Source organism: Acidovorax sp. BL-A-41-H1, from assembly GCF_051942715.1.
Map to the genome: position 1 here is coordinate 577,514 of NZ_JBPVJQ010000006.1, position 11,878 is coordinate 589,391.

An 11,878-nucleotide genomic window follows, 5' to 3' on the forward strand; every position below is an offset into this window, starting at 1 on the left:
AGGGCCACCCCCTTAAAACTGTGCCATGACCCTGAGCTATTCCGTGCCCACCTCGCTGGAGTACTTTGCATCGCTGGTGCAAAGCGACGATCACTTCCCGCTGCTGGAGGCGGCCGCCAGCCTGGCGCAGGATGAATACCCCGAGCTGGACGTGCAACAGCTGCTGGGCGATGTCGACCAGATGCTGGCCCGACTCAAGCGCCGGCTCCCGGCCGATGCGCCTTCGCTGCAGCGGCTGCGCACGCTCAACCAGTTCTTCTTCGTGGACCTGGGTTTTGCCGGCAACGTCAACAACTACTACGACCCCGAGAACAGCTACCTCAACGCCGTGCTGCGCACGCGCCGCGGCATCCCGATATCGCTGGCGGTGGTATGGATGGAGCTTGCGCAGGGCCTGGGCCTGCACGCCCGGGGCATCGGGTTTCCGGGCCACTTCATGGTCAAGGTGCTGCTGCCCAAGGGGCAGGTGGTGCTCGATCCGATCACGGGCCAGTCGCTCAGCCGCGAAGAGCTGGCCGAGCGGCTGGAGCCCTACAAGCGCCAAAGCGGCCTGGTGGACGACTACGACGTGCCGCTGGGCCTGTACCTGCAGGCCGCCACGCCACGCGACATCATTGCGCGCATGCTGCGCAACCTCAAGGAAGTGCACCGCTCGCAACAGGACTGGCAGCGCCTGGTGGCCGTGCAGGACCGGCTGATCGTGCTGCTGCCCCAGGCCTGGGGCGAGCGCCGCGACCGCGGGCTGGCCCATGCCGAGCGCGGCGATGCCAGCCAGGCCGTGGCGGACCTGGAGGCCTATCTGGACAACGTGGAAGATGGTCTGGATGTGGACCTGATCGCCGACCGGCTGAGCGCCTTGCGCGGACCACACCACTGAACCCGCTGCGCTTTTCTCACCTGACTTTCCGCACCTGAGCTTTCCCGCTCAACCGGGCGCGCCACGGCCCCCGGTTAAAACGGCGGGCTGTCTGCCGGCTGTGCTGCCTGAGCCTGCGCCAGTAACCGGCGCAGTTCGGCGTTTTCGGCCGTGAGTTCGGCCACGCGCTGGCGCAGTGCGTGCACTTCTTCGTCGCCATGGGCTGCAACCGACGCAGATGCGCCTTCACCCTCATCCCTTGTCTCGCCCGTTTCGGCCTTGCCCTCGCGGGGCTTGCGGTTGCGTTTTTGTTCCTCGCGCACGCGCTTGGCCGCCTGGCGCAGCTCGTCCTTGCCCGCGGCCACGGCGGCCACCTGCTCCGTTGCGGGCAGAGTGGCCACTGCAGCGGCTGCGTTGATCGAGATGGCGCCGGCCTTGACGGCCTGCACCAGCTCGGGCGCGGCCTGCTTCTGGATCTTTTCGATCATCACCACCTGGCTGCTGCTTAGCCGGGCCGCCCTTGCAATGGATTCGCGGCTGGTCAATGCCTGGGCTTCGGGCAGGTCGGCCGGCTGGTCTGTGCCGCCCGTTGCCGGGGCCTCGCCAGGCTGCGAGCCCGCAGCGGGGGCGGCACCCTGCGCGCGCGCCCGGCGCCCGGCCACGATCTCGCGCTTGCGCAGCGCCAGCACGCCGCGCTGGAAGTCCGACACGCTGCGCCGGCCCAGGTGCTGGTCGATCATCCACAGATGCACGTCTTCCAGCGACTGAAAGCGCGGGTTCTGCACGGTCTGGAACGGGATGCCGTGCTTTTGGCAGATGCCGTAGCGGTTGTGGCCATCCACCAGCACATCGCCCCACAGCACCAGCGCGTCGCGGCAGCCCTCGGCCAGGAGGCTGCGCTCCAGCGCTTCGTGCTCATCGGGTGTGAGCGGCTCGATATAGGCTTTGAGTTCTTCGTTGACGACGATGTTCATGGATGGGATCAGGGAGTCAGGGCCGGCCAGTAGCCTGTGCGGAGAAAGGCGTCGACGCGAAGCCGGTGTGTCGCACTTTGCAGCCAATGATCTGCTACCGTGCGGGCGCGTGGGCACCGGCGGTGCGGGGGGCGCGATTGTAGGGTGCGCGATGCAGTGCCCTCGGGAATTCCGCTGGCCGATGCGGCCAGCTCATGGCGGACGGACCACGGGGGTTGCCCTGACGCTGGCAAAAGGACGTTGTCTCGGAGCATGCGCAGTCCCTTGAAGACCTGTGCCGGGCCGCACCGCTACGGATGCTCGTACCCCGATTTTTTTCTGGAGGCGGCTGCGCAGGCGCGCCATGCAACCGGCGCGGCGCCAGCTATGCACCGCTCCCCGGCAGCATGTGCCGGGCCCGCTGCTGCAGATGGTCGCAGGCCCACTGCGCCATGGGCGAGAGCGTGCGGCCACGCAGCACCACGATGCCGATCATGGCGTGCATGGGTGGCATGGCTGGCACCTGCAGCCGCACCAGCCGCCGGGTCGCTACCTCATCGTGCGTGGCCGCTACCGCGCAGCCAATCACGGTGTCCGTCTGCATGGCGATGTCCTTGAGCGCGCCCAGATCGTCCAGTTCAATCACCTGGGGCACGGGCGTATCGTTCTGCAGGCCCATGGCCTTGCCCAGGGCCACTTTGACGTCGTGCGGTGCGCGAACGCTGGCAATCCCGTGCGTGAGCAGCATGGCGGGGGTGATGACGGCCTCTGCCAACAGGGGGTGTCCAGGCCGCACAAAGAAGGCGGCCTCCATCTGTACCAGCGGCGTCACCACAAGGTCGGCATCGGAGCGGAGCGTGCGCATATCTCCCAGAAAAAAGTCGAGTTCTTCGGTCTTGAGCTGGGCAAGCAGCGGGTCCGAGCCGCCCATGACCGCCCGCGCCTGCACCTGCGGAAAGTGCTGCCGCAACGTGATCAACAGCGTGCGCAGGAACACCGCGCCCGAATAGGGGCCCGTGCCGAACGCCAGTGCCCCGATGCGCCGCTCACGGTACAGGTCGGCGTCGCGCATCAGGCAGCGGCTGTCAAACAGCAGCTTGTGCGCGCGCTCGATGATGAATTTGCCCGCTGTGGTGGGCGTTACCGACGCGCCGTTGCGGTCAAACAACGCAAATCCAAACTCCCGCTCCGCCGCCTGGATGCTGCGGCTCAGGGCCGACTGGCTGATGTGCGCGCGCAGCGCGGCCCGGCCGAAGTGCCCTGTCTCTGCGAGAGCGATGACGTGCTGGAGGCGGTGCAGATCCATGGGGGAGTCTCCGGGTAGGAATATGTATCAAACGCATTGATTCTGTATCAATAATGCATTGGACGCGCGGGCTGAGCCCCGATACGGTGTATCGGCCTGCTCCCCGGATGGGCCGGGAGTGGGCTTCGGTCAAAGCCATTCCGCACCACGTTTGCCTGTCCCGCCATGACGCTCGCTACCCCACCAGCATCCCTGACGACTTTTCAGGCCCCCGGGGCCTTTGCTCCGGCCAGCCAGCCAGCACCAGCCAGCCTTTTTGCAGCACACGGGGTGTGGGCCCCGGGCGTTCGATTAATGCGCAACATCAGCTTTGCCTACAAGGCGCTGATCATCTGTGCGCTTTTCATCGTGCCGCTGGCGATGGCGCTTTACTTTTTCGTGGCGTCGCAAAACGACCAGATCCAGTTTGCCAAGAACGAGCGCCATGGCGTGGCCGTCATCGCCCGCCTGAACGCTGTCAAGGCGGGTGTGCTGTCCATTCGCAACGTGACGCGGGCTTCCTTGGGAGGCCTGGATTTGTCCAGCCGCTACGCCGCCGCTCGGTCTGAAACCGACGCGGCCTTGGCAGCGCTTGAAAAACACGTCAACGACAGCGGCGATCCCCTGGCCCTGAGTGGACGGGTGAAGGAATTCAAGGCGGCGTGGGCCGAAACAGCGTCCGCCAAGAATGGCGTGGACGCGCAGGGGGGCACGGTTTTTGGCCCCGTGAGCAAGGCGCTTGCCCTGCTCATCAATGAGGCGGGAGACCGTTCCGGCCTGGTGCTCGACCCGGATGTCGACAGTTTCTACATCATCAACTCCATGGTGCTGGTGATGCCTGCCCTGGCCGAGAACATGGGCCAGACCTGGGGCTGGGGTACGTATGCGCTCGCACAGTCTCGGCTCAAGCAGGCCACCTTGCCCACGCAAGACCTCAAGCGCTACACCGTCTGGGCGGCCAAGGCGGACGCGGGTGCTGCCGAGATCGGGCGTTTCATGGAGCGCAGCATCGCGCACAACCCACAGCTCAAGGGCACGCTGAACCTGCAGCCGCTGGAAGCGGCCAAAACCTATCTGGCCTTTGCGTCCGACCTGGAAAAGCTGCTTGCCGACGACAAGCTCACGCCAACTGCGTTCTTCGAGCGCGGCGATGCCGCGCTCGCCCAGCTCATGCGCATGAGCGACAACGCGCTGCCCGCCCTCGACAGGCTGCTCGCCGACCGCATCGCTGGGCTGCAGCAGCGCCTGGTGTTGCTGGGCTCGGTGGCCGCCGTGTTTGTGCTGCTGGCCGCCTATTTCTTCTACTGCTTCTTCCTGGTGACGCGCGGCGGGCTCCGCCTGATCAGCGAGCACCTCAACGAAATGGCGTCGGGCGACCTGCGCAAGGCGCCCGAGCAGCCCTGGGGCAAGGACGAACCCGCCGCAGTGATCGTGGACCTGCGCCACACCTACGACTCGCTCTACAACCTGATCCGCAACGTGGGGCATTCGGCGCGCGAGCTCAACCACACGGCAGAAGAGATCTCATCGGCCAGCATGGACCTCTCGGCCCGTACCGAGGCCAGCGCTGCATCGCTGGAGGAACAGGCTGCGGCCATGGAGCAGATCGGCACCACGGTGGCTGGTACGGCCGAGCGCGCCCGGGCGGCGTCGGATTTTTCGGGCACCAACGCACAGGTGGCCGAACGTGCGGGCGAGGTCATCGCGCAGGTGGTGCAGACCATGCGCGACATCCAGGCCTCGTCGGCCAAGATTGGCGACATCATCGGCGTGATCGACGGCATTGCCTTCCAGACCAACATCCTGGCCCTGAACGCAGCGGTGGAGGCAGCGCGCGCCGGCGAAGCAGGCCGCGGCTTTGCAGTGGTGGCCAGTGAAGTGCGCAGCTTGGCCCAGCGCAGTGCCGAAGCCGCCCGGGAGATCAAGAGCCTGATCACAGCGAGTGTCGAAAAGGTTGAAGGCGGCACCCGCGTGGTGGGTGATGCTGGCCAGACCATGGAATCCGTGGTGGCCAACGCCAAGCAGATCAAGGGCCACCTGACCGACATCTCGGGCGCCTCGCGGGAGCAGGCCGCCGGGGTTGAGCAGGTGGTGCAGGCCATTCAGACGCTGGACCGCGACACCCAGCAGAACTCTGCGCTGGTGGAAGAAACCGCGGGTGCCGCCGCCGCACTGCACCAGCAGGCAGAAGTGCTGATGGCCGAGCTTCAGCGGTTCCGCCTGGCCTGACCCCGCCCCGCCCCGGTCGGAACGCGGCTCAGGTGGCGGCCGGGCGTTGCCGGGCGCTGTGTGACGGCGTTCCGCCCTGCCCGAACTGGTGCCAGGCGCGGCGCAGCTGCGTGTCCGAGCTGAACCCTGCCATCAGCGCGGCCTGCGTCACGTTCTGGCCCGAGCGCAGCGCGGCTTCGGCAGTGGCCAGGCGGATCCGCCGCAGGTACTGCAGGGGCGCAATGCCCGCGTGTTCCAGAAACAGCCGTGTGAGGTGCCGTGGCGAGGTGTGCGCCACCTGCGCCATATGCGGCACGTTCCACTCGGCCTGCGGCTGCTGGGCCACCGCATCCTGCACGCGGTGCAATGCGGGGTGCAGGTGGTTGCGGTGGTGCATGAAGGGTGAAAACTCCGGGTCATCCGGTCCGCGCCGCAAGGCCACCACCATGGCCTGCGCCACCTGGGCTGCCAGCGCCGGGCCGCAGGTGTCCGACAGGCGGTGCAGCAGCAGGTCGATGCCGGTGGTAACGCCCGCGCTGCTGTACACGGCGCCATCGGCCACAAAGACCCGGTTGGCCACCACGTCGCAGCCCGGGTCTACCGCAGCCAGTTCATCGAGGTGCTGGTGGTGGGTGGTGGCGCGGCGGCCAGTCAGCAGACCGGCATGCGCCGCCAGCACCGAGCCCGCGCAGACGGTGATGAGCTCCAGCCGCCCCGCGACCGGGCGCAGGCCGCGCAGCCAGTGCAGCAGGGCGCGGGCTTCATCGCCCTGCACGTCGATGTGCGTACCGGCCAGGCCCACCAGCACCACCCAGGCGGGTGCAGCCAGCGTGGTGGGCAGCGGGGCCAGGCCGGTGAGCACCGCGCCGACCGATGTAACGGATTCGGGTGTGGGGCTCACGAAGTGCAGCACAAACCGGGCGGGCTGCCCCTGGGCCACCAGTGCCTGGTTGGCAATGCGCAAGGCCTCGGCCGGGCCGGCCCAGTCCAGCACCAGGCTGCCGGGCAGCAGCGCGAAATAGACATGGATGGGCGCGGATGCGGCGGTTGAGGCGGGTGAGCCGGTTGGCGAAGACAGGGTGGCCTGCATCAATGGGTCCTTATGCTGGGCGCGCAGCGCTCGGGGCCAGCGCGCCTGCCTGGTCATGGGCGGATGCCATGCGCCGAAGGCTGCCAGCCAGCGTGTTCCGGTAGCCACGAGGGCAGCGCGCTGGCGGCGGGCTCACGGCTGCGGGTTCCACGGCGTGTCCATCTGGCGTGCCGTGCGCTGCGCCAGCGTGGCACCGGCCAGGCGGCTGACGAGGTGCAGGCTCATGTCGATGCCTGGGCTGATGCCGGCTGAGGTGACAAGGGCGCCGCAGTCCACCCAGCGCACATTTTCCTGCACATCCAGGGTCGGGTACTGCTGGCGCAGGTCGGCCACGTCCTCCCAGTGGGTGGTGGCAGGCCCGTGCGTCAGCACCCCGGCCGCAGCGAGCATGAAGGCGCCCGTGCATACCGATGCGGTGATTTGCGCACCCGCGGCGGCCTGCGCCACCCAGGCCCGCGTTTCGGGGCAGGCCGCGGCGGCATCGACCACGCCGCCGGGCACGATAAGCACATCGGGCGGCGGTGCGCTGGCAAGGTCTGCAAAGGCGGCGTCTGGCAGCACCCGCAGGCCTGCGCGTGCCCGCACCGGGGCCGTGCTGCGCGCCACGCATGTCACGCTGAACAAGTCGGCTGCGCCCGGGTGCAGCCGATGGTGCATGCGGCTGGCGGTGGTGAACACCTCGTACGGCCCGCCCAGGTCCAGCGCTTCCACGTCGTCAAACACCAGGATGGCGACGTGCAGCGGCCGGGGCAGGGGCGTGGCAGGCAGGGCGGCGCTGCTCATGGGGCTGCCCTGCCCAGGGCCTGCGCCACGGTGCACAGCGTGGCAAAGCGGTCCTGCAGCACCGTGGCCGTGCGCACCTTGATGTCGGCGGCTGCCAGCGTGCGGCCGTCGGGCTGCTGCATGTCCCAGGTCAGCGTGGCGTCGGTCACAAAGTCCACGGCAAAGCCGAGGTCGGAGGCATGGCGCGTGGTGGTTTCGCAGCATTGTTCGGTGCGGATGCCGCTCACGATCAGCCGCTGGATACCATGCTGTGTGAGCCACACCGATAGCCCCGTGCCCACCAGTGCGCTGTGGCGCGATTTGGTGAAGGTGGCGGCGGCCTCGAATGCGGCCAGGCCCTGCAGCGGCCGCACATGGCCCGACACCTGCGAGAACGCATTGGCTTCCACCTCGGGGCCTTCGCTGTGAAAGATGCGCACCACTGGCACCCCGCGCGCCACACAGCCGTCGATCAGCGCGTTCTGCGCGGCCAGATAGGCGGGCAGGCCGTGCTCGGTGAAGTACGGGCGGTGGCGGAAAGACTCTTGCACATCAATCACTATCAGACAGGTTTTCATGAAGCTCTTCCAGAAGATGGGTGTGGGACAGGGCTTTATCTTCCAGCGGCTGGAGCGTTCTGGCCGGTCTGTAGCGGCCGGATATCAGTCATTTTGAGACAGATAGGGCATCCAGGTATGTGCACACGGGTCAGAGGTGCTGCCGGCACCTGCGATGGGGGCACGCCGACATGGCGCGGCACCCGCCGGCTCCATCCCTATAGGCGCAGAGGGAGGGAGGGTTCCCAGGTGCCCAGAAACGGCCCTGGAACGCACATTTGATACGAAAAGGCCGGTAGCCCATGTATTAATTGGTTCTGATGCTATGAAAGTAATAGTAAATGGTGCGCTGCTGGCGGACTCTGCGCCACCCCACCTTCCCCGCCCGCCCTGGCCGAGTGCTTCGCACCCACTGCCGGGCACCCTGGCCTACAGCTCCTGTCCAGGGAAGCTGTTATGGTGATTCGGGTTTTCCCTTGTTCTGGTGATCGTGGCCTTGCACTGGCCGCACCCTAATCCTCCTACCCATGGCCCGCAGTACCTCCCTGTTTTCGTTGTCGGCGCTGACCCGGGCCTACCACCGCAACCTGAAGGTGCTGGCCCGCGCCACTCGCCCGCCGCGTGCGCGGCCGGCGGCCAAAAAGGCGCTGGTCAAGGCGGTGGCCAAGCCGCGCCTGGCCGCTGCCGTGGTGCGCAAGCGGCCCGCGCCGCGCAAGCCCGCGCTGGCGCGCGGCGAATGGGTGGGCGGCCTGGCCCCGGGGCCGGCAGGGGCGCGCCGCTACCACCTGTTTGTGCCCCCCGGGCTGGCCCTGCGCCCGGGCGAGAAGCTGCCTCTTGTGGTGATGCTGCACGGCTGCGGCCAGACGGGGCGGGACCTGGCCGTCAGCACGCGCATGAACCGGCTGGCCGCACGCGAGCGCTTTCTGGTGCTGTACCCCGAACAGGAGCGTGTGGCCAACGCGCATGGCTGCTGGAACTGGTTTGAGCGGCGCAGCGGCAAGGCCGACGCCGAAGCCGCCACGCTGCTGGCCGCGGTCGACAAGGTGGCTCTGCGCTACCCGGTGGACCTGGGCCGGGTGGCGGTGGCGGGCCTGTCAGCCGGGGCCAGCATGGCCGTGCTGATGGCAGCGCTGTACCCGTCGCGCTTTTGCGCGGTGGTGATGCATTCGGGCGTGGCGCCCGGCACGGCCGAATCGTCTGGCACCGCGCTGGTGGCCATGCAGGGGCGGCGCGAGGCTTTTTTGCCCGACCTGCCGCCGGTGGATGCAGCGGGGGAGGGCGCCAGTGCGACCCGTGCGGTGGTCGCCGCGACGGCATCAGCTTCGCGCACGGAGCAGGCCGCCCGGCACCTGCCCCCGCTGCTGGTGGTGCACGGCGATGCTGATGGTGTGGTGTCGCTGCGCAACGCCACCGCGGCGGCTGCGCTGTGGGCCGACGCGCTGGGGGCCCGCCCTGGCCCGGTGCGCACGCTGCAGCGCGGCCAGCGGTACGCCATGCGGGTGACCGACTTCAAGGCCCGCGGCCGCACGGTGGTCACGCTGCGCGAAGTGCATGGCCTGGCCCACGCCTGGAGCGGCGGCGCTGCCAGCCTTCCCTATAGCGACCCGGATGGGCCGGACGCTTCTGCGCTGGTCTGGGCGTTTGTTGCGCGGCAGTTTCAGGGCCGTAAAGCAGTGGTTTGAGGTCAAACAGGCCGATGGTGCTCGGCTTATTTGCCTGTATTGCTATCAATAAAATAGCAAATTGACGGGTTGGTGATGGGTGCCCGCGCCACCCGCGTGGAGCCCTCTCGGCATCGGGCAACGCCGCTCCGCTATCACGGGCGTAAAAAAGCCCGGCGGTACCGGGCTTGTGATGGCTGGGTGGCGGTGTCTGGGCCGTTACACCAGCCGCACGGCCACCAGTTCCTTCTTGAGGTACGCGTAGAACAGCGGCGCCGCCACCAGCCCGGCGGGGCCAAAAACGGCCTCGGAGACAAACATCACCGACAGCAGCTCCCACACGCCCATGTGCGTGCGGCGGCCCACCACCTTGGCGTTGATCACGTACTCGGCCTTGTGGATCAGGATCAGGAAACCCAGGCAGGCGGCAGCCGTCAGCGGCGACACAGACAGGCCCACGATGGTGATGACCACGTTGCACACCAGGTTGCCCACGATGGGCACCAGCCCCGCCACAAACGTGAAGGTGATCAGCATGGGCGTGTAGGGCAGCGTCATGCCCCACATGGGCAGCACGAACAGCAGGAACAGCGCCGTCAGCACGGTGTTGAACGCGGCAATCCAGAACTGCGCGGCCACGATCTGGCGGAAGGCCTCGCCAAACAGGATGATGCGGGTGCGCAGCGCCTGCGCCAGCGGCCCCAGGTCGACCGGGGGTGGGCGCACGGCGGCCAGCGCGCCGATCAGCAGGCCCACGTAGGCAAACAGCAGCCCGGCCAGCCACGCGCGGCCCGCCATGGCCAGCGCGCCGGCCTTGGCGCCCAGGTAGGCAGCGATGGTGCGCTGGATTTCAGCGGCGCCTTCGGGCAGATGGGCGGCCATGTCGGGCGGCAGCTTCAGGCGCAATTCGAGCACCGTGCGGGCCATGTAGTCGAGCAGCTCGCGGTATTGCTGGGGCGCTTCCACCAGGTAACCGCGTGAATGCGTCAGTCCGATGGCCAGCAGGGCCAGCGGCAGCAGCATCACCACCCCGGCCGCGGCCACCTGCGCCAGGCGCAAGGTGCGCACCGGCGTGTTGCTGACGCGGCGCGCCGCCTTCACCAGGCAGCCGGTGAGCCAGCGCGTGAGCAAAAAGCCCAGGCACACGCACAGCAGGCCGGGCAGCAGGCCGCGCCACATCACCAGCAGCAGCGTGCCTGCGACCAGCAGGTAGCTGGCCATGACCACGCCGCGCGTCAGCACAGGGCCCGGTGGTGCGGGCAATGCAATTGCAGGGTCGGCCACCGGGGCGCTGCCGGGCGGTGGGGGCGCGTCGGGGCTGGTCTCGTACAGGGCAGGGGGGAGCGCCATGCGCTTGCGGGGCCGGGTGTGGAGGGCGGGTTAAGGGAGCGCGCGGGGCTGTGTTCAGCCCACCGTCACGGCAGCGCCGTCGCCGCGGGCGGCAATCACGCCGATCTCGTACACCGCCTCGCCAGCGGCACGCAGCGTGGCGGCCGTGGCCGCAGCCGCGGCGGCGTCAACCACCACCACCATGCCGATGCCGTTGTTGAACGTGCGGTTCATCTCGATGTCGTCTATGCCTGCAGTGGTCTGCAGCCACGCGAACAGCTCGGTCTGGGGCCAGCTGCCCTTCTTCAGGTGGGCGGCAGTGCCTTCGGGCAGCACGCGGGGGATGTTCTCCAGCAGGCCGCCGCCGGTGATGTGGGCCAGCGCCTTGATGCCGCCGGCACCTTCCGCGTGCGGGTGGGCGGCCAGCGCAGCCAGCACGTTCTTCACGTACAGGCGGGTGGGCTCCATCACGGCGTGCTTGAAGGGCTTGCCGTCGAGCGTGGCGGGCACCGTGCCCTGGCTTTCCGCGCGGTCGATGCACTTGCGCACCAGGCTGAAGCCGTTGGAATGCACCCCGGCCGAGGCCAGGCCCAGCACCACGTCGCCGGGCTTCACGTCCTTGCCGGTCAGAATTTTTGATTTTTCGACCGCACCCACGGCAAAGCCAGCCAGGTCGTATTCGCCTGCGGGGTACATGCCGGGCATTTCGGCGGTTTCGCCGCCAATCAGCGCGCAGCCCGAGAGCTCGCAGCCGCGGGCAATGCCGCCCACCACGGCGGCGGCGGTGTCCACATCCAGCTTGCCGCAGGCAAAGTAGTCGAGGAAGAACAGCGGTTCGGCGCCCTGCACCAGCACGTCGTTCACGCTCATGGCCACCAGGTCGATGCCCACGGTGTCGTGCATGTTCCATTCAAACGCCAGCTTGAGCTTGGTGCCCACGCCGTCGGTGCCCGACACCAGCACGGGTTCCTTGTAGCGCTTGGGCACTTCAAACAGCGCGCCAAAGCCGCCGATCCCTGCCAGAACCCCTTCGCGCATGGTCTTCTTGGCCAGCGGCTTGATGCGCTCGACCAGTGCGTCGCCTGCATCGATGTCAACACCGGCGTCTTTGTAGGAAATGGGGGTGGAGGAGGCAGAAGAGCTCATGGAAGATAAATGTGCAGGTGGCCCGCAGACG

At 68.0% G+C, this 11,878-nt stretch carries 10 protein-coding genes; 3 read left to right on the forward strand and 7 right to left on the reverse strand.

Annotated features, from left to right (window positions below; all coding sequences use genetic code 11):
• Window positions 1-25 precede the first annotated feature (25 nt).
• The gene (locus ACTPOI_RS15895; protein ID WP_440110500.1) at window positions 26-877 is read left to right on the forward strand and encodes a SirB1 family protein; all 852 of its coding nucleotides are present in this window, start codon (window positions 26-28) and stop codon (window positions 875-877) included.
• Between the two features lie 74 nt (window positions 878-951).
• Here ACTPOI_RS15895 and ACTPOI_RS15900 read toward each other — a convergent pair whose 3' ends face one another.
• Together ACTPOI_RS15900 and ACTPOI_RS15905 are read right to left on the reverse strand one after the other, a co-directional pair.
• A complete protein-coding gene (locus ACTPOI_RS15900) occupies window positions 952-1,830 on the reverse strand; it encodes a plasmid replication/partition related protein (RefSeq protein ID WP_440110502.1) in 879 nt (292 codons plus the stop codon).
• Window positions 1,831-2,194: 364 nt separating this feature from the next.
• Window positions 2,195-3,115, reverse strand: coding sequence for a LysR family transcriptional regulator (locus tag ACTPOI_RS15905; RefSeq protein ID WP_440110504.1), 921 nt, complete (start codon window positions 3,113-3,115; stop codon window positions 2,195-2,197).
• A gap of 294 nt (window positions 3,116-3,409) precedes the next feature.
• Between ACTPOI_RS15905 and ACTPOI_RS15910 the strand changes: the two genes are divergently transcribed.
• Entirely contained in the window at window positions 3,410-5,323 is a 1,914-nt protein-coding gene (locus tag ACTPOI_RS15910; protein ID WP_440110506.1) for a methyl-accepting chemotaxis protein, read from the forward strand.
• A gap of 28 nt (window positions 5,324-5,351) precedes the next feature.
• On the opposite strand, the gene ACTPOI_RS15915 is transcribed toward ACTPOI_RS15910, so the two are convergent.
• The 3 genes from ACTPOI_RS15915 to ACTPOI_RS15925 all read right to left on the reverse strand — a co-directional run bounded on the left by ACTPOI_RS15915 (window position 5,352) and on the right by ACTPOI_RS15925 (window position 7,732).
• Entirely contained in the window at window positions 5,352-6,392 is a 1,041-nt protein-coding gene (locus tag ACTPOI_RS15915) for a GlxA family transcriptional regulator (protein ID WP_440110508.1), read from the reverse strand.
• 132 nt (window positions 6,393-6,524) lie between these two features.
• Window positions 6,525-7,175: a DJ-1/PfpI family protein gene (locus ACTPOI_RS15920; protein WP_440110510.1), complete on the reverse strand. Its 651-nt coding sequence runs from the start codon at window positions 7,173-7,175 to the stop codon at window positions 6,525-6,527.
• A complete protein-coding gene (locus ACTPOI_RS15925; protein WP_440110512.1) occupies window positions 7,172-7,732 on the reverse strand; it encodes a cysteine hydrolase family protein in 561 nt (186 codons plus the stop codon). Before ACTPOI_RS15925 ends, ACTPOI_RS15920 begins: the two co-directional genes overlap by 4 nt.
• 506 nt (window positions 7,733-8,238) lie before the next feature.
• On the opposite strand from ACTPOI_RS15925, the gene ACTPOI_RS15930 reads away from it, so the two are divergent.
• Complete coding sequence (locus ACTPOI_RS15930) at window positions 8,239-9,393, forward strand: extracellular catalytic domain type 1 short-chain-length polyhydroxyalkanoate depolymerase (protein ID WP_440110514.1); 1,155 nt, start codon at window positions 8,239-8,241, stop codon at window positions 9,391-9,393.
• A gap of 198 nt (window positions 9,394-9,591) precedes the next feature.
• On the opposite strand, the gene ACTPOI_RS15935 is transcribed toward ACTPOI_RS15930, so the two are convergent.
• Window positions 9,592-10,593, reverse strand: coding sequence for an AI-2E family transporter (locus ACTPOI_RS15935; RefSeq protein WP_440112642.1), 1,002 nt, complete (start codon window positions 10,591-10,593; stop codon window positions 9,592-9,594).
• A 183-nt stretch (window positions 10,594-10,776) separates the two neighbouring features.
• A complete protein-coding gene (gene purM, locus ACTPOI_RS15940; protein ID WP_440110516.1) occupies window positions 10,777-11,847 on the reverse strand; it encodes a phosphoribosylformylglycinamidine cyclo-ligase in 1,071 nt (356 codons plus the stop codon).
• Window positions 11,848-11,878: the final 31 nt, after the last annotated feature.